We start from the raw sequence: 18502 nt of genomic DNA on the forward strand, positions 1-18502 counted from the left end.
TTTTTGCACACTAAACAAACTGATTTTTAGTTATAAAGCCATCGAGAACCGGTTAATTTTGAATACAATTACCAAACTTACTTTATTGTTGCTCCTGGTTGGGAGCATCGCTGGCTGTTCACGCAAAAATAACACCTTTGTAAACCGAAACTGGCACGCCATTACTACAGAGTATAATACGCTCTATAACGGTAATTTAGGCCTGGAGCAAGGTAAGGAGGAACTCAACCAAAACTACGCCGATAATTACTGGGATATCTTACCCATTGAGCGTATGCAAATTGATGAAAACATCGTTTTGCCAGATAGCATCAGAAATCAGAATTTTGGCTACGCCGAAGAAAAAGCGGTAAAAGCAATTCAGCGGCACTCGATGCTGATAGAAGGAAAAGAAAGAAATCCGCAAATAGATGAAGCTTATTTATTGCTGGGAAAAGCCCGGTATTTTGATCAACGCTTTATTCCAGCGTTAGAAGCTTTCAATTATATTTTAAGACGTTATCCTGCCAGCAACAATATTATTCACGCCCGTGTTTGGCGAGAAAAAACCCATATGCGCCTGGATAATAATCGTCTTGCGGTGAATAATCTCAAAAAAGTACTGGATTTAGAGCATCTTGAAGAACAGGATATTGCTGATGCCAGTGCAACTATGGCCCAGGCTTATATCAATCTGCGGCATTTAGACAGTGCGGTTGTTCCCTTAAGGAATGCAGCCGAATTTACCGAAAACAACGAAGAAAAAGGACGCTATTTCTATATTCTTGGCCAACTTCATAATCGATTGGGAGAAATTTCTGAAGCAAACGCTGCTTTTGATGAAGTGATAGATTTGAACAGGAAAGCCCCTAGAATTTATATGATTAATGCCTATGTGCAAAAAGCCCGGAATTTTGAAATGGGGCAGGGCAATAAATACCAATTGCGGGAAATGCTTCGTGAATTGGAAGAAGACCGCGAAAATCGACCATTTTTAGATAAAATTTATTTCCAAATTGGTGAATATTATAACCGTTTAGATTCTGTAGATACTGCGGTAGAATATTATAAAAAATCGCTGCGTGAACCGGCGAGTGATATTTATTTACGTTCCATTAATTATGAAATCCTGGCCAATATTAATTTTGACCGAAGCAATTACCTGGCCGCCAGTAAATATTTTGACAGTACCCTGGCAGAGATGGATCCGCAACTAAGAGAATTTAGAACTATAAAAAAGAAAAGGGATAACCTGGAAGATGTTATTAGGTATGAAGACATAGCTTATAAAAACGATAGCATCTTGCAGTTAAGCCAAATGATGCCGGCTGAACAACTGGATTATTTTAAGAATTATACCACAGATTTACGAGCTAAATTAGAAGCCGATAATAATGCAGCTGCTATGCCTGTGAATTTACCGGCCATAGAAAGCAGGCAGCCACCAGCTTCTGCGCGTACTTTTTATTTTTATAGTGAAGTGAGGGTTCAACAGGGGAGACAGGAATTTTTGAATCAGTGGGGAGATAGGCCGTTAGCAGATAACTGGCGCTGGGCAGAAGTTAGTTTTGAAAGGGAAGATGCAGTGGCAGAAGAAGCCGGGCTTTCACAGCAGGTTTTAGACAACGATCCGCGGCTGGATCCTTATACCTACATAGATCAAATCCCGACAGATTTGGCCGTTTTGGATACCATAACCCGGGACAGGGATTTTGCGTATTATCAACTCGGAATAATTTATAAAGAGAATTTCAGGGAATATAAAATGGCGCAGGATAGATTGGAGGCTGTTTTAGAAATTTCTTCAGACGAACGCCTTATTTTGCCTTCTATGTATAATTTGTACCAGATTTACCAGGCCACAAATCAAAGTTTTAGGGCTGAAGAAATGAAGCAGGAAATTTTGGAGAATTACCCAGATTCCCGCTATGCCGCCTATATTTTGAATCCTGAAAGTATTAGAGAAGATGAAAATTCTCATGAAGCAATTTATGCAGAACTTTACCGAAATTTTGAGGCACAAAATTTTGAAAAGGCTATTGCTGAAACAAACCGTTATATTTCAGAATTTGCTGGAGATCCCATTGTTGCAAAGCTTGAACTTTTAAAAGCCCAGGCCAGCGGAAGACTTTTAGGTTTGGAAGCTTATAAAAATGCATTAAATCACGTGGCTTTAACCTATCCGCAAACCCAGGAAGGAAAAAAAGCCCAGGGAATTTTAAATAAAACAATTCCACAGTTAAGTGGTTTGGAATTTAATACCGACAGTCTTCAGCAGAATTATAAACTACTTTACAGGTTTGATATTTCAGAACAGGAAGCAGCTTCAGCCTTAAAAGAAAAAATAGAGACAGCGATTTCAGAAATTAAATACGATCATCTTTCAGTTTCTATAGATGTTTATAATCCGGAAACGATTTTTGTAATGGTACACGGCCTTGAAGATCTTAATCGTGCAGAAGGTTTTGCTGAATTACTTCAAATAAATGAAGATTATTTAGTGGAACAAGAATCAATGCCTATTTCCTCAGAAAATTATAGGATTATACAAATTCAAAAGAATTTAGAAGAATACCCACAACCGATCAATTAAGATTTTTTCAGCTTAAATTATGAAAAACGATAATTTAAATAAATACCTGGGTTTTGTGAATATTGCTTTCCAGATGGGAATTATTATCGCCGGAGGTGTGTTATTGGGCATTTGGTTAGACGGGAAATTTCCGAATAAATATTCGGCATTTACAATTTCCTTATCCTTGTTGGGCGTTTTTATAGCGCTTTACCAGGTTTATAGAAGTGTAATTAAAATGAGCGAAGAAGACGAAAAAAATGAAAAATGAATTATTAGCTTTCCTAGAGCGATTGCTTCCTTTTAGTATTTTACTATGGCTTATTCAATTCCTATTACAGCAGTATGTATTTGAAGTAGAATTTTACTATAGTAGTTTTAGTATTTATCTTTTTCATTTTCTGGCCACATTTCTAATTTATTTAAGCCTGGTTTTTGTTTATAAGAATTTCACCGATAAAACCGGGTTTGCATTTATGGGATTAAGCTTGTTTAAAATGGTAGTGGCGGTAATTTTTTTGCTGCCATTAGTCTTGAGCGAGGTAAATGCAGTCTTTGTAAATGTTCTTGCTTTTTTTATTCCTTACTTTTTGTTTTTGGTCTTTGAGACCCTGTACGCAGTGAAACTAATAAACAAGACTTAAAATACTGTTTATCAGTTATAATGATAAAAATAACGCTTTTGCTAAAATTTTAGTTGGGGTGCTTTCAAATAAAAATTAAAAGTATACCTTTGCAGCCGAATTTAAAGCCCATAATTTTAAGCAGACCAGGTACTATGATAGCACATAAATCTTTAAAGATTATAGTGACGTTTACACTAGCCTTAGCCTTACTTCCTTTTAACGCTTTTGCCAAAGCAGATCCGGAGGCAGAAGAATCTAAAGAATTTAATCCTACCGATATGATTATGCACCACATTGGTGATTCTCACGGCTGGCATTTCTTTGGGGAAGGAGATAGTTCTTTTACATTGCCATTACCGGTAATTCTTTTTACTGAAGAAGGTGGTTTTGTAACTTTTATGTCTAGTGAATTTCATCACGATACCGAAGGGCATCACGTGGTAGAAAAAGATGGGATGCGTTTTGTGAATTATCACGAAGATATTTACAAATTAGACGCAGGTGCAGAAACTGTGGAGTTTGATGAAGAGCATAACGTATTAAATGCCAGTAAACCCTGGGATTTTTCTATAACCAAGAACGTAGCTGCTATGTTCTTAACTGTTATTTTAATGTTGATTTTCTTCTTCGGTTTGGCCGGTCACCACAAAAAGAATAAAAAAGCTCCTGCTGGTTTCAATAATATTTTAGAGACTTTAGTGCTTTTTGTTCGCGATGAGATCGCAAGACCTCAAATTGGTGATAAGAAGTATATGAAGTTTATGCCGTTTTTATTAACAGTGTTCTTCTTTATTTGGATCACTAACCTTTTAGGTTTGTTGCCAGGTGCAGCCAACGTAACAGGAAATATCGCGGTAACCGTTTCTTTAGGTCTTTTTACCCTTGCTTTAATTTTAATTAACGGAAATAAAGATTTTTGGCAACATACTTTGTGGATGCCGGGAATACCTACTTTTGTGAAGCCAATTTTGGCGGTGGTAGAGGTGCTTGGCTTAATCATTAAGCCGGTAGCACTTATGATTCGTTTATTTGCGAATATTACCGCGGGTCACATTATTATATTGAGTTTAATTGGATTGATATTTATATTGGAAAGCGCTGGAGTTGCCGGGATTTCGGTTCCTTTTGCCCTTTTCATCACAATACTGGAATTGTTAGTAGCATTCCTTCAAGCGTTTATTTTTACAATGCTGTCGGCCCTGTTTATTGGGATGGCGGTTGCGGAACATGAACATCATTAATTTTAATTTTTAATTTTTATACTATGGAATTATTACACGTAGGTCTTGCAGCTTTAGGAGCTGGATTAGCAGTTGTTGGAGCCGCTATTGGCGTTGGTAAAATTGGCGGTGCCGCAATGGACGCTATTGCCCGTCAACCAGAAGCTTCTGGAAAAATCCAGACTGCAATGATTATTGCTGCTGCACTTGTAGAGGGTGTTGCTCTTTTTGGAGTTGTAGCTGCGCTTTTAGGTGTATTGACCACCTAAGAAGATTTCAAAAACCCATTCGTAACGGTTGGTTGCGAATGGGCTTTTTTAAAAAAAATGATGTTAACGGTATTATATAAATAAAGAATTATGGATTTAATTACTCCAGAAGTTGGTCTAATATTTTGGCAAACCATCGTATTTTTAGTGCTGATGCTTATTCTTGCCAAATTCGCCTGGAAGCCAATTCTTGGTGCGGTAAGAACCCGTGAAGAATCTATTAATGAAGCCCTTGCTTCTGCTGAAGATGCGCGTAAAGAAATGCAAAATCTTAAGGCAGATAATGAAAAATTATTGCAGGAAGCTCGTGCCGAAAGAGACGAAATGCTTAAAGAAGCACGCCAGTTGAAGGAGAAGATGATTGCTGAAGCTGAAGGCGATGCCCAGGAAAAGGCAGATAAAATTGTAGCCAAAGCTAAAGAAAACATCGAGATGGAGAAGCGTGCAGCAATGGCCGATATTAAAAACCAGGTAGCTACACTTTCTATTGAGATTGCTGAAAAAGTGATTGGAAAAGAATTATCTACCGAAGAGAAACAACATCAAATGATAGATAAGATGTTGAAAGACGCTACCTTAAACTAAGATGTAATGAAAGGAACCAGGGCAGCACAACGTTACGCCAAAGCAATTTTGGACTTGGCAAAAGAGAAAAATACAGCAGATATTGTTTTTACAGATATGCAGCAAATTTCTCAAACCATTGCAAGTAGTCCAGATCTTGCCGATATGCTTAAAAGTCCGGTTGTAAACTCATCGGTTAAAAAAGCCAGTTTAAAGGAAATCTTTAAAGATGCCGGTGAAATTACTCAGGGCAGTTTTGATGTACTTATTGAAAATGGAAGAATTAATCTTCTTGATCTTGTAGCAAGAAATTATATAGTACGTTACAATACCTTGAATAAGTCTCAGGAAGCTATAGTGACTACCGCAGTTCCATTAACAGCAGAACTAGAAGAAAAGATTTTAGCCAAGGTAAAGAAATTAACCGGAGCCGGCGCTAAGATTAAAAATGTTATCAATAAAGATATTATAGGAGGTTTTGTTTTAAGAATTGGCGATTTACAATATGACGCCAGCGTATCCCGAAACCTCAATAGGTTAAAAAGAGAATTAAAAGATAATTCATATAGTTCTACTATATAAAATTTGTCGGTCAAAAGCAGTTTCGAATCGTTTTTGGTCTTATTTATAAAATGCCTATAATGGGCTTTGAAAAATTTAATAAAAACAGTCACGAGATTATAGTGGCATTTTATCTTAAATAATTATGGCAGAAGTAAATCCTGCTGAAGTATCAGCAATATTAAAGAAACAATTATCAGGTTTTGAAAGCGGAGCCTCTTTAGACGAGGTGGGAACTGTTCTTACTGTTGGTGATGGTATCGCCAATGTGTATGGTTTAGCCAACGCGCAATACGGAGAATTGGTTCAGTTTGACAGCGGCCTTGAAGGAATGGTACTAAACCTTGAGGAAGACAATGTAGGTGTCGTTTTATTAGGGCCTTCTAAGGATGTTAGAGAAGGATCTGTAGTAAAAAGAACCGAAAGAATTGCTTCCATCAATGTTGGTGAAGGAATTGTAGGTCGTGTAGTAGATACTTTAGGACAGCCTATAGATGGTAAAGGTGATATTGAAGGGGAAACTTTTCAAATGCCATTAGAGCGTAAAGCGCCAGGTGTAATTTACCGTCAGCCGGTAACAGAACCGTTGCAAACAGGAATCAAATCTATTGATGCGATGGTCCCTGTAGGTAGAGGACAGCGTGAGCTTGTGATTGGTGACCGTCAAACCGGTAAAACTACCGTTTGTATTGACACCATTCTTAACCAAAAAGAATTTTATGATGCAGGGGAACCTGTACATTGTATATATGTAGCGATTGGGCAAAAAGCCTCAACCGTTGCAGGGATTGCCAAAGTACTTGAAGATAAAGGAGCTTTAGCTTATACTACCATAGTGGCCGCAAATGCATCAGACCCTGCTCCAATGCAGGTTTATGCTCCATTTGCCGGTGCAGCTATTGGAGAGTATTTTAGGGATACCGGTCGCCCGGCTTTGATTATCTACGATGATCTTTCTAAACAAGCCGTTGCTTACCGTGAGGTATCTTTGCTTTTACGTCGCCCACCGGGACGTGAAGCATATCCTGGAGATGTTTTCTTCTTACACTCAAGATTATTAGAGCGTGCAGCAAAGGTTATTGATGACGACGACATTGCACAAAATATGAACGATCTTCCTGATTCTCTTAAAGGAAAAATAAAAGGAGGAGGTTCTTTAACCGCGCTTCCAATTATTGAAACTCAGGCAGGAGACGTTTCAGCATATATCCCAACCAACGTAATTTCGATTACCGATGGACAGATTTTCCTAACTTCAGATTTATTTAACTCGGGGGTTCGTCCTGCGATTGATGTTGGTATTTCTGTATCTCGTGTAGGTGGTTCAGCACAAATTAAGTCGATGAAAAAAGTTGCCGGTACTTTAAAATTAGACCAGGCACAATACCGTGAATTAGAGGCTTTTGCTAAGTTCGGTTCAGACCTTGACCCAACCACTTTAAGAGTTATTCAAAAAGGTAAGCGTAACGTAGAAATCCTTAAACAGGCAGAAAACGATCCTTACCCGGTAGAAGACCAAATCGCAATTATTTATGCAGGTTCTAAAAACTTGCTAAAGGATGTGCCGGTAGAAAAAGTAAAAGAATTTGAAAGAGATTATTTACAGTTTTTAGATACTAAACACAGAGATGTTTTAGATACTCTAAAAGCCGGTAAATTAACCGATGAAGTTACAGATACTTTAGTTTCAGTAGCGAAAGAGCTTTCAGCTAAGTATAAAAAATAGTATTGAGTATTGAGCTTAGAGTAGTTAGAAACTTAAGTTCATATTTAAACTTTAAATAAATTATAGGTATCGAGTATTTTGTCTAAAATCTAAATACTCGATACTCAATACTAAATAAAATGGCAAACTTAAAAGAATTACGTAGCAGGATTACTTCAGTATCTTCAACGATGCAAATCACCAGCGCCATGAAAATGGTGTCGGCGGCAAAGTTGAGCAGGGCTCAGGATGCAATTACGCAAATGAGACCTTATTCTGAAAAATTAACCCAGCTGTTACAGGATTTAAGTGCAACCCTGGATGATGATACCAGCAGTAAATACGCCGAAGACCGTGAGGTAAAAAACGTATTGGTTGTTGCTATTTCATCTAACAAAGGTCTTGCAGGTGCTTTTAATACTAATATTGTAAAAGGCGTTAGGTATAAAACCAAAAACGATGACCAGTCTAAAAATGTTTCACTTTATACTTTAGGTAAAAAAGCCAATGATGTTCTTAAAAAGGACTTCGAAGTATATAAGAATAACAACGAAATTTACGACGATCTAACGTTTGAAAACGTATCTGAAATCGCAGAAGAATTGATGCAGTTGTTCTTAGACGAAAAATATGATAAAATAGTATTGGTGTACAACCAGTTTAAGAATGCGGCTACTCAAATTGTACAGCATGAGCAATTTTTGCCCATTGAACAATTTGATACCGAAGAAGAAAAACAGTTGGATTATCTTTTCGAACCATCAAAGATCGAAATCGTAAAAGAGCTTATTCCTAAATCTTTAAAAATGCAATTGTTTAAAGCATTAAGAGATTCTTTCGCTTCAGAACACGGCGCTCGTATGACGGCTATGCATAAGGCAACCGATAATGCCAAAGAGCTAAGAGACGATCTTAAATTGTCTTATAACAAAGCGAGACAGGCTTCTATTACCAATGAGATCCTTGAGATTGTTGGTGGTGCCGAAGCATTGAATGGATAAAACCAAAAATAATATTCCGGAAGTAATTCCGTTCTAAAAACCCGTAAGTTAACTACGGGTTTTTTATTTGGTATGCGTTTTGTTTTTGTACTTTTAAACAACAAACTTTCTATTATGAAAAAACTACTTTTTTTATTCAGCAGTATATTCGCTTTAACTTTAATTACAGGTTGCGGTAGCAATAAAGAACTGCAGGAGCGCGCACCCGCACAGTTTCAGGGTATTTATTATACCCAGGGTGAAAATGGGTTAGATCTCCACATTCCTGTGGCCGTTATTCAGGATAATCGTGTGAATTTGAAAAGTGTTTATTTTAGAGGAATGAAATCTCCATTGGTTCAGGATAGCGAACAAACCAATTTATTTATTGCTAATTTCGGTACCAATGGTATGGATATTATGAGCTCTGATCCTGCTGAAGAAAACAAAAATAGGGTACCACAAAAAACAGAACAAATGCCTTTTGAGATTGAAGATGATGAAGCAATTCTCGTGTTTTCCCAGAATGAGAAAACCAAATATTACAAGTTAACAGGAATCCAAGAACAGAACTAAAATCTAATTTTCTCTCCTGTTGAGTACCTTTAAAAAACTATTTCAGCAAACATTTATTTACGGCCTCGCCACGGTGTTGCCGCGTATGCTGAATGTTTTATTAATACCACTTTATACCCACGTTTTACCAAAAGCAGAATATGGCGAAGTTTCTATAATCTTCGCCTATTTTGTGTTTTTTAATGTCATCCTTGCTTATGGGATGGAAACCGCATTTTTTAGGTTTTACAATAAAATGAAGAATAGCAAAGAAGTACTAAGTACTTCCGGCTGGTCTCTGGTTACGACTTCTTTAGTGTTCTTCGCTGCGGCTTTTTTAGTGCAGGATTTTATTGCGGAAATGGTAAATATCCCGGTTAAATATATTCAACTGGTTATTTGGATTCTATTCCTGGACGCCCTGGTTATTATACCGTTTACCTGGCTTCGAGCAGCTGAAAAACCTATGCGTTTTGCTGTAATTAAGATCATAAATGTTTGCATAAACCTGGGGTTAAATATTTTCTTTTTACTGTTTTTGGAAGATTTGGCTTTAGAAAATTCAGTTTTCCAAAGTATTTATGTTCCAGATTTTGAGATCAGTTATATTTTTATTTCCAACCTGGTGGCCAGCAGTGTTACGCTGTTAATGATGCTTCCTTTCTATTTTAAAATAGATTTCAGGTTTAATAGCAAACTCTGGAAAGCTATGATGTCTTATGCTTTTCCGGTTTTAATCGCCGGACTTGCTTTCTCGATAAACGAAGTTTTTGATAGGATAATGTTGGATTATCTGCTTCCGCAGAATATTGCCAGAGATGAGATTGGTGCGTATGCGGCCTGCTATAAATTAGCCTTGTTTATGACGCTTTTTGCTACGGCCTTTAGACTGGGAATAGAACCGTTTTTCTTTAGTCACGCTGAAGCTAAAAACGCCCAGGAAACCTATGCGATTATTACCAAGTATTTCGTGGTTTTTGGAAGTTTTATCCTCGTAGCCGTAATTGTTTTTATAGATATTTTAAAAGAACTTTTAATTCAGAATAGTACTTACTGGGAGGCAATGCATATTGTTCCGCTTATTTTACTGGCAAACCTGTTTCTGGGCATTTACCATAATCTTTCGGTTTGGTATAAAATTACTGATCGTACCCGGTTTGGAGGTTATATCTCGGTAGTAGGTGCACTATTTACCCTGGTGCTCAATATTATTTTAATTCCGTATATAAGCTATACCGGTTCTGCGATCGCAACTTTGGTTGCTTACGGAGTAATGATGCTCCTTTCTTATTTCTACGGAAGAAAATATTATCCTATTCCATATAACCTTAAAAAAATAGGCGGCTATTTAGTACTTTCCGTCTTATTTTCGGTATTTTCCTTTTATGTTTTCCGCGGAAATTATTTCGTTGGAATTAGCTTATTAATAGTCTTTCTCGGAACAGTATATGTTTCTGAAAGAAAACAACTCATTAAAATATTACAATCTTAACTATGCAAGTAAAGATCATCAATAAATCGGCACACAAACTGCCGCATTACGAGACTGAAGCTTCAGCAGGAATGGACCTTAGAGCCAATATTTCTGAAGCTGTTACGTTAAAACCATTAGAAAGAGCTATCGTTAAAACCGGACTTTTTATAGAACTTCCGGTAGGTTACGAAGCCCAGGTTAGACCACGAAGTGGCCTGGCTGCCAAAAAGGGAATCACTGTATTAAACGCACCCGGCACCATAGATGCCGATTATCGTGGAGAAATAGGCGTGATTTTGGTGAACTTATCCAACGAAGAATTCACCATAGAAAATGGTGAGCGTGTTGCTCAAATGGTGATTGCTAAACACGAACATATTTCCTGGGAAGAAGTTGAAACGCTGAAAGAAACCACTCGTGGCGCGGGTGGATTTGGCAGTACAGGAAGTAATTAAGCTATCTAATAAGCTTATATTATATAAAATTAATTTTAATCAATGATTTCCGCCTGCGCGGAAATGACAAATATTAAATAAATGAAGATTATAGTTCCTATGGCGGGTCGTGGTTCACGACTTCGTCCTCATACGTTAACAGTACCAAAACCTTTAATTCCCGTAGCTGGAAAGCCAATCGTGCATCGTCTGGTAGAAGATATTGCAAAGGTTCTTGACCAACCTATAGACGAGATTGCTTTTATTTTGGGTGATCCTGCATTTTTCGGAGATGATATCGTAGAAAGTTTAGAAGGACTGGCAAAGGGTTTAAATGCAAAAGCTTCTATTTACCGTCAGGATCAACCTTTAGGGACCGGTCACGCTATTATGAGCGCCAAGGAATCCCTTTCTGGTCCCGCAGTTGTAGCTTATGCTGACACCTTAATAAAAGCTGATTTTAAACTTGACAAAGATGCAGATGCGGTGATCTGGACTAAAAAAGTAGGGAATCCCGAAGCTTTTGGGGTGGTAAACCTTAATGAAAAGAACGAGATTATAGAATTGGTTGAAAAGCCAAAAGAATTCGTAAGTGACCAGGCGGTTATTGGTATTTACTATTTTAAAGATATCGCGGTTTTAAAAGAAAAGCTGGAAGAAGTGCTTGATGAAAACCTGATGCACGGTGGCGAATACCAGATTAATGATGGTATTAAGAAAATGATGGCTGAAGACAGGATCTTTAAGACCGGAACCGTAGATGAATGGATGGATTGCGGAAACAAAAATGTAACAGTGGAAACCAATGGCAGAATGCTGAATTTCCTTCACCAAGATGGTGAAAAACTGATTTCAGATTCTGTAAAGATCACTAATTCTGAAATTACTGAGCCTTGTTATATTGGCGAAAATGTAGAGCTGGTAAATGCTAAAATTGGCCCGAATGTTTCAGTAGGCGACGGAACTAAAATTACTGATGCTGAAGTAAAGAATAGCTTAATTCAAACTTTTGCTGAAGTGAGAAATGCAAAACTGGATAATGCGATGATAGGTAATTTTGCGAAATTTGACGGGAACTTTACCCAAATTAGCATTGGCGATTATTCAACTTTAGAATAAGCTTATTGAAGAGGTTGTTTGAAAAATGCGGTTTCGTCAGGCTGAACTGGTTTCAGCTTCAAACAACCTCTTTACTTCAATTTTATCCTGAAAATTATTTATGAAAAAGTACTTCTTCATTATTGCTATGCTTTCAGGAGCCTTGTTTTCCTTTCAACAAAGTTCTGCCCAGGAAAAAGAAGTGGTGCTTGAAGATCTAAATCAGGATGATCTTGGAAATGTAACCGACGAATTTCAGGAGCAATTCTTTGAAGCCTTAAAACAGAAAGGCATTGAAAATTACGAAAAAGCTATACTTGCATTAGAAGAATGCCAAAAGTTAGAACCTGGTAATCCGGTGGTGTATTTTGAAATGGCCAGAAATTATAATGAATTAGAGAATTATGATAAGGCGATTGCAAACCTTGAAAAAGCCCATCAGTTAGCCCCAGAAAGAGAAGATGTTTTAAATGAACTTTATAAAAGCTACACCCGGGCGCAGCAATATAATGCTGCTATAGAAACCCTGGTAAAACTTCAAAAGTTTGACGATGATTATAAAGAAAAGCTTGCCAATATTTATTTACTGAATCAGCAGTATGACGAGGCATTGCAAACTATAGATGAACTAGACCAACAGGAAGGCCCCAGCACTTACCGGAATAAATTACGAACACAAATTTTTGCCCGCACCGGTGATACCGCGGCACAAATAGAAAATCTGGAAGAAAGTATTAGAAATAATCCTGAAAACGAACAGAATTATCTCAACCTCATTTATATCTACAGCGATTTAGGGGAAAATGAAGAAGCTTACAATACTGCACAGGAATTATTAGCTGCAAATCCTGGATCAAGCCTTGTACATTTGGCACTTTATAAATTTCACCTGGAAAGGCAAGAACCAGAAGACGCTGTAAATTCAATGAAAATTGTCTTTGAAAGTGAAGAAATAGATCCCGAATCTAAATTTAAAGTACTAAATGATTTTCTGCTTTTTGTAGATAATAATCCAGAATTTGAAGAGGAATTAATGGAGGTAAGCAAAATGCTTAGTGAACGTGAGAATGCTCTAAAACTCTATGGCCAATTGGGGCAATATTATTTAAATAGAGGTGAAATTGAAGAGGCGCTTAATTTTTTTGAAGCCGGGCTGGCAGAAAGTACCGAAGATTTTCAGTTAGTTAAGAATACTATTTTATTGCAAATAGAGTTAGAAAAGTATAAAGAGGCCCGGGATTTGAGTAAGGAAATGCTAGAGGTATTTCCCGCACAGCCTGTTTTGTTTTTATTACAGGGAATTGCTTTAAATCAACTGGAAGAATATCGGGAAGCCATAGAAATACTTACATTTGGCCTGGATTATTTAATAGATAGTCCCAAAATGCAGGTAGACTTCTATACCCAATTAAGCAGATCACATGAAGCACTGGGAGAAGAAGAAAAATCGGTTGAATTTTTGAAGAAGGCCGAAGCATTAATTAAAGAAATTGAATAGATGTATAGAAAGATTTTAGGATTGGTATTGTTAAGCCTTTTTGTTGTTTCCTGCGGAAGCCGAAAAGGAGTAAAAGGGATTGCTACTAAAAATGCCGAAGCCGCTAATATTATAGAAAGTCATTATAATTCTGAAACCGATTTTAAAACTCTTAGCGGAAAATTAAGAACGGTTTATCAAAGCGAAGAACGCACCCAATCGGTAAATCTTAGTTTTAGAATGGAAAAAGATAAGGCGATTTGGATGAGTGCTTCAGTGCTGGGATTCCCGGTGGCAAAAGCCTACATTACCCCTTCGCGAGTAAGCTATTACGAAAAAGTGAGTCAAACTTATTTTGATGGTGATTTTAGATTGCTAAGTGATTTGTTAGGGACACCTTTAGATTTTCAAAAACTTCAAAATTTGCTAATAGGGCAGGCAATTTACGATCTTAGGGAAGAAGAATTTGAATTCTCTCAAACCGCCAAAGGCTTTCAATTTATGCCTGCTGAAGAAGGATTAATAAAGAAAATGTTCCTGTTGAATCCCAAAAATTTTAAAACCGCTGCCCAGCAACTGGCGCAAACCCAGGAGAATAAAAGTGTAACGGTAACTTATTCAGATTTTCAGGAAGTAGAAGGAAAAATTTTTCCGGAAGAAATTAATATTATTGCTAATGAAGCTGGAAGCAGCACCAGGATAGAACTCACATACCGCTCTCTTGAATTTGATCGCGGAGAATTGAGTTTTCCGTTTGATATTCCGTCGGGTTATGAAGAAATTAGTCTATAATGAAGCTTAAGAAATTTTCTAACATCTTATTTTGCTTAATATTTTTACTGCTTTCTGCTGGAAATCTATCAGCTCAAACTACCCGGGAGGCGCTGGAAAAAAAACGGATAGAGCTTAGAAATGAAATTACGCGTATAAACGAATTACGAAGCAGTAATAAACAAAAAGAGCGTTCAGTTTTAAGCCAGGTAGAAGACCTGGATCAACAAATTAGAAGCACAGAGAATTTAATAAAAGTAACCAACCAGCAAGCAAACCTTCTTACTAATCAAATTAGTGCAAATACAAATAAAATTTCCCGTCTTAGGCAAGAATTAGAACAGCTTAAGGAAGATTATGCCCGTATGATTGAGAAATCTTACAAAAGTAAATCTACCCAAAGTAGAATTATGTTTTTGCTTTCTTCAGAAAATTTTTTGCAGGCCTATAAACGCCTGCAATATATGAAGCAATATACAAACTACAGAAAACAACAGGGCGATGAGATACAGGCGCGTACAGAAGAATTACAGCAACTAAACGCCGATTTAGCCGACCAAAAAGAAACTAAAGATGCCCTTATCGCAGAGAACAGGCAAACCCGTGCCCAATTGGAAAAAAATAAAAAGGCACAGCAAGATTTAATGCAGAATATTAGAAGTAAAGAAGGGGAATTTGCTGCACAAATAAGACAGAAACAGCAGGAAATAAATAGAATAGACGCGCAAATTGAGAAAATGATTCGTGAGTCTATTGCAAAATCCAACGAAGAAAGTGGTTCTGCTGAAAGAGATGTTTACGAGTTAACTCCCGAAGCAAAAGCTCTCGCAGCCGATTTTGTGAAAAACAAAGGCCGTTTGCCCTGGCCGGTAAGGTCTGGTGTTGTTACCTCCCGTTTTGGAAAACAACCGCACCCGGTTGTAAAAACCATTAGTATTAATAATAACGGGGTAAATATTGATACTGATCCCGGCGGAAAAGCCCGCGCTGTTTTTAACGGTACCGTGAGTGAAGTTCAGGTGTTGAAAGGAGCTAATAAAGCGGTTATGGTAAGGCATGGAGATTACATAACTATTTACGATAATCTTGAGAAAGTTTTTGTGAAAAGAGGAGACGTGGTAAATACCGGGCAGGAACTGGGCGCCGTGGCTACGAGCCGAACTTCAGGAAAAACTACCTTACACTTCCTGATTTACAAAAACATGCAGAAGATGGATCCGGCAGATTGGATTCTGGAAATGTAGTTTTCTTACGCAACCTTTTGATAATTCCTGCATCTTAGAAAGAGAAGCTCATTCTTCATTATTATGAAAAAAGTATTACTTCTTTTAATATTTATTGTTTTTACCGGTTGCGTCAGGCATAACGTGGGAGTGGTTGGCAGTAAGAGAATGCTGATATCGGGAAATATTTTAAATGCTGAAAATACACCGATAGAAAATATAAGTGTAATTGCATCGGGCTCAGAATACGATAGGCTATGGGCAAGGCCGGCCCAAATGCTTGGAGAAAGTTCTACAAATGCTTCCGGGGAATTTTCTTTTGTAAGCTTAGATACCGATAATAGTTTTTATGGGGTAAGTGTAAACCATCCAAATCACGACGATTTCCGGGAAGAATTTAGCACTATTCACTTTTTAGATTCTATTGGCTCGAGAGGAAATTCTTTTGAATTGACAAATATACAATTACCTAAAATTCAAGAATTTCAGGTTAAGCTGAATAATACTTCGGACAGAAACGATACTTTGTTTTTTGAATTTTCTTATTCTTCTACTGAAATATATAGAAAACTTCACGAAGATTCATTTGATAATCCCCTCTGGTTTCAGGGGGAGAGTGAATATTGGAATAGAATATTGCCTGGAGAAGATGAAATGACAATTTCAGCTAAAACTATAGAAGACAGCGATCTTCAGTTTTATTATAAATTTAGTGCTGAAGCGGTTTACGATACTATAAATGTTGAAATAACTCCCGAAAATCCTGTGTATGAGTTTAGCTATTAAGCTTTTCCTAATCACCATCTTTTTTCCGCTGTTACTTACTGCGCAAGATACCATTCCTGAACCTCATAAAAATCAATATGTAGCTACAGATCCTGAAACCGTATTTTTTGTTGGAGAATTTTTTAGAGGTTATAGTGTAAATAATTCAAGCTGGGAGAACTATTCCCAATTAGGTTTTGGTTTGGATTTTAACTGGTTTGTGTTTCCATTTTTGACAATTGGAGCTCAATATAATTTTATGGGCGGAAATCTTAAAGAGGAAAATATAAGCAATACCGGGCGTATAAATAGAATTAACTCCCATTATTTTGGCCTTCATTTGGGTTATTATCACGCTTTTAATAAAGAATGGAATTTACATAGCCTTGCCGGTTTTGGGAGGGTACAAAATGGAAGTAGAGCTCCAGATTCTCGTTTTACCGAAGATGGAAACAGTTTAATGTTGCGAAGCGAATTAGGATATCGGTTAGATAAAACCGCCGCGATTTTTATTAAAGCTACATTGCGCTGGGACAGAATGGAAATAGATACCCCGCCAGTTCTGAACGATTATTTCAATAAGCAAAGCTTATTACTAGTTGGCTTTGGAGTAAGGCTTCATTTACAGAACCCAGACGGTTAGTCTTTAAACAAAGCTTTAAGCTCTGTAGCTTCGTTTGGCTTCATTTTACCGGCTAGAACAAGGCTAAGTTGCTTTCTTCTTAAAGCGGCGGCGTAACGTTGTTTTTCGAGTTCTGTTTCAGGCTCTAAAGGCGGCACTGCAACAGGAGAACCCGTTTCATCTACGGCTACAAATGTATAGATAGCTTCATTGGCTTTAGAACGGTTTCCGCTTTCTCTATCTTCCACCCAAACATCGATAAAGATTTCCATAGACGATTTAAAAGCACGGGAAACCGCAGCTTCTACAGTAACTACACTTCCTAGCGGAATTGCTTTATTAAAAGCCACATGATTTACCGAAGCAGTAACCACAATCCTGCGACTGTGTCTTCTGGCAGCAATACTGGCTGCGCGGTCCATTCGCGCAAGGAGTTCTCCGCCAAATAAATTATTGAGCGGATTGGTTTCACTGGGTAAGACTAAATCTGTTAAAGTAGTTCTGGATTCCTTTGGGTGTTTTGCCTGCATTTTGCCAATTTTGGGCAAAAATAAGGTGCTTTGCGCAATTTACCGCTTAAAGAACTATTAAAGTTCCTGCACCAATAACCACGCACCTTCGTTAGAAGATTTTACCTTGCGTAGCATATTTATGGCATCACGTCTTTTTTCGTGACTGGCATAAACAACCTGGTGAAGGCCATATTTGTTTTCGCCAAGAAGATGCGCTTTAAAGCCTTCTTTTCTAAGTTCTGCAACCTTTGTTTTTGCGTTTTCTTCTACACGAAATGCTCCTGCTACAATATGGTAATTTCCGGTTTGTTTGGCTACGTTAAAAGTAACTGCCGGTAATGGATTATCAATTATAAAAGTTGCCTGCTGAATTTGCTCCTGGAGTTGTTCTTGCGCTTGTTGTTGCTCGGCAATATTGTGTTTAGAAACCTGGCTGCTATATATATTTAAACCCGCAAAGCCTGAAATTCCCAGGGCAATAAGACCAATAGCAGCATACTTAAGATAAGCAGGTGATTTTCTTCTTTCCGGAGTGAAATGTATTGGAGCTTTTTCTTCAAGTTCTTCAACTTGCTTTTTATAAACTTCCCGACTAATCGCAGATGCTTTTACGTTTTCCAGGCCAAAAGAATCGGTTAGGTAATTTACCTTTTCAACAGGTTCAAATTGAAGTTTTTCTTCGGCATAATAAAAACGGCCAATATTTTCCAGTTCAACCTTTCCGTCTTCCTTAAAAGATTCTTCCAGTTTACCCACAAATTCAGTAATCTTATTAACCGCAGTGGAATAAGATACATTTTGTGTGGCAGCAATATAATTTGCTAAAAGCCCATCGTTCTTTTTTAATTGCGAATTAAAGGAAACTACCTTCTTGGGTGGATGTAATACCTCACTTTTTTTGTCTATATAAGCCGGCTCTTTTTGGGAAAGGAAAGCCCCGAAACCGGGTAATATTACGCATTCGTAACGATAAAGTAAATCCTGGATGTAGTTAGCTATCTTCATTGCCGCAAAAATAAGGTGTTATTTTGAACCTCCTAAAGTTACCCAAAGAAATTTTATTAACAAACCTTTTTTTCTGTAATTTTAATGAAA

The 18502-nt window shown here is 37.4% G+C and carries 20 protein-coding genes; 18 read left to right on the forward strand and 2 right to left on the reverse strand.

Annotated elements, in window-relative coordinates; all coding sequences use genetic code 11:
* The first annotated feature begins 58 nt into the window (after positions 1–58).
* The 18 genes from porW (at position 59) to AO058_RS04745 (ending at position 16916) form a co-directional block, all read left to right on the forward strand.
* Entirely contained in the window at positions 59–2572 is a 2514-nt protein-coding gene (porW, locus tag AO058_RS04660) for a type IX secretion system periplasmic lipoprotein PorW/SprE (RefSeq protein ID WP_075325463.1), read from the forward strand.
* A gap of 19 nt (positions 2573–2591) precedes the next feature.
* Positions 2592–2822, forward strand: coding sequence for an AtpZ/AtpI family protein (locus AO058_RS04665; protein ID WP_057482400.1), 231 nt, complete (start codon positions 2592–2594; stop codon positions 2820–2822).
* Positions 2812–3195 carry a hypothetical protein gene (locus tag AO058_RS04670; RefSeq protein WP_075325464.1) on the forward strand — a complete coding sequence of 128 codons (384 nt, stop codon included), beginning with the start codon at positions 2812–2814 and terminating at the stop codon, positions 3193–3195. Before AO058_RS04665 ends, AO058_RS04670 begins: the two co-directional genes overlap by 11 nt.
* A gap of 134 nt (positions 3196–3329) precedes the next feature.
* Positions 3330–4418 carry a F0F1 ATP synthase subunit A gene (gene atpB, locus AO058_RS04675; protein WP_075325465.1) on the forward strand — a complete coding sequence of 363 codons (1089 nt, stop codon included), beginning with the start codon at positions 3330–3332 and terminating at the stop codon, positions 4416–4418.
* A 23-nt stretch (positions 4419–4441) separates the two neighbouring features.
* Positions 4442–4666 carry an ATP synthase F0 subunit C gene (atpE, locus tag AO058_RS04680; RefSeq protein ID WP_037318413.1) on the forward strand — a complete coding sequence of 75 codons (225 nt, stop codon included), beginning with the start codon at positions 4442–4444 and terminating at the stop codon, positions 4664–4666.
* Between the two features lie 90 nt (positions 4667–4756).
* Positions 4757–5251 carry a F0F1 ATP synthase subunit B gene (locus tag AO058_RS04685; protein ID WP_075325466.1) on the forward strand — a complete coding sequence of 165 codons (495 nt, stop codon included), beginning with the start codon at positions 4757–4759 and terminating at the stop codon, positions 5249–5251.
* Between the two features lie 6 nt (positions 5252–5257).
* A complete protein-coding gene (gene atpH, locus AO058_RS04690) occupies positions 5258–5812 on the forward strand; it encodes an ATP synthase F1 subunit delta (protein WP_075325467.1) in 555 nt (184 codons plus the stop codon).
* Between the two features lie 124 nt (positions 5813–5936).
* Positions 5937–7517: a F0F1 ATP synthase subunit alpha gene (atpA, locus tag AO058_RS04695; RefSeq protein WP_075325468.1), complete on the forward strand. Its 1581-nt coding sequence runs from the start codon at positions 5937–5939 to the stop codon at positions 7515–7517.
* Positions 7518–7636: 119 nt separating this feature from the next.
* Complete coding sequence (atpG, locus tag AO058_RS04700) at positions 7637–8497, forward strand: ATP synthase F1 subunit gamma (protein WP_075325469.1); 861 nt, start codon at positions 7637–7639, stop codon at positions 8495–8497.
* A 114-nt stretch (positions 8498–8611) separates the two neighbouring features.
* Positions 8612–9052: a hypothetical protein gene (locus tag AO058_RS04705; protein WP_075327883.1), complete on the forward strand. Its 441-nt coding sequence runs from the start codon at positions 8612–8614 to the stop codon at positions 9050–9052.
* Between the two features lie 19 nt (positions 9053–9071).
* The gene (locus AO058_RS04710; RefSeq protein ID WP_075325470.1) at positions 9072–10523 is read left to right on the forward strand and encodes an oligosaccharide flippase family protein; all 1452 of its coding nucleotides are present in this window, start codon (positions 9072–9074) and stop codon (positions 10521–10523) included.
* 2 nt (positions 10524–10525) lie between these two features.
* Entirely contained in the window at positions 10526–10960 is a 435-nt protein-coding gene (gene dut, locus AO058_RS04715; RefSeq protein WP_075325471.1) for a dUTP diphosphatase, read from the forward strand.
* A gap of 81 nt (positions 10961–11041) precedes the next feature.
* Positions 11042–12058, forward strand: a complete 1017-nt coding sequence (locus AO058_RS04720; RefSeq protein ID WP_075325472.1) for a sugar phosphate nucleotidyltransferase — start codon at positions 11042–11044, stop codon at positions 12056–12058.
* A 100-nt stretch (positions 12059–12158) separates the two neighbouring features.
* Positions 12159–13535: a tetratricopeptide repeat protein gene (locus AO058_RS04725; protein ID WP_075325473.1), complete on the forward strand. Its 1377-nt coding sequence runs from the start codon at positions 12159–12161 to the stop codon at positions 13533–13535.
* The gene (locus AO058_RS04730) at positions 13536–14306 is read left to right on the forward strand and encodes a DUF4292 domain-containing protein (RefSeq protein ID WP_075325474.1); all 771 of its coding nucleotides are present in this window, start codon (positions 13536–13538) and stop codon (positions 14304–14306) included.
* Positions 14306–15529 carry a murein hydrolase activator EnvC family protein gene (locus tag AO058_RS04735; protein ID WP_075325475.1) on the forward strand — a complete coding sequence of 408 codons (1224 nt, stop codon included), beginning with the start codon at positions 14306–14308 and terminating at the stop codon, positions 15527–15529. The genes AO058_RS04730 and AO058_RS04735 overlap by 1 nt, the downstream gene beginning before the upstream one ends.
* A 63-nt stretch (positions 15530–15592) precedes the next feature.
* Positions 15593–16294: a hypothetical protein gene (locus AO058_RS04740; protein WP_075325476.1), complete on the forward strand. Its 702-nt coding sequence runs from the start codon at positions 15593–15595 to the stop codon at positions 16292–16294.
* Positions 16278–16916: an autotransporter domain-containing protein gene (locus tag AO058_RS04745; RefSeq protein WP_075325477.1), complete on the forward strand. Its 639-nt coding sequence runs from the start codon at positions 16278–16280 to the stop codon at positions 16914–16916. Before AO058_RS04740 ends, AO058_RS04745 begins: the two co-directional genes overlap by 17 nt.
* Here AO058_RS04745 and AO058_RS04750 read toward each other — a convergent pair.
* Together AO058_RS04750 and AO058_RS04755 are read right to left on the reverse strand one after the other, a co-directional pair.
* Complete coding sequence (locus tag AO058_RS04750) at positions 16913–17425, reverse strand: acyl-CoA thioesterase (RefSeq protein ID WP_075325478.1); 513 nt, start codon at positions 17423–17425, stop codon at positions 16913–16915. The genes AO058_RS04745 and AO058_RS04750 overlap by 4 nt on opposite strands.
* Before the next feature lie 57 nt (positions 17426–17482).
* A complete protein-coding gene (locus AO058_RS04755; RefSeq protein WP_075325479.1) occupies positions 17483–18412 on the reverse strand; it encodes an SPOR domain-containing protein in 930 nt (309 codons plus the stop codon).
* Positions 18413–18502: the final 90 nt, after the last annotated feature.

The sequence above is a fragment of the Salegentibacter sp. T436 genome (assembly GCF_001932675.1).
In the GTDB taxonomy this organism is placed as follows: domain Bacteria; phylum Bacteroidota; class Bacteroidia; order Flavobacteriales; family Flavobacteriaceae; genus Salegentibacter; species Salegentibacter agarivorans.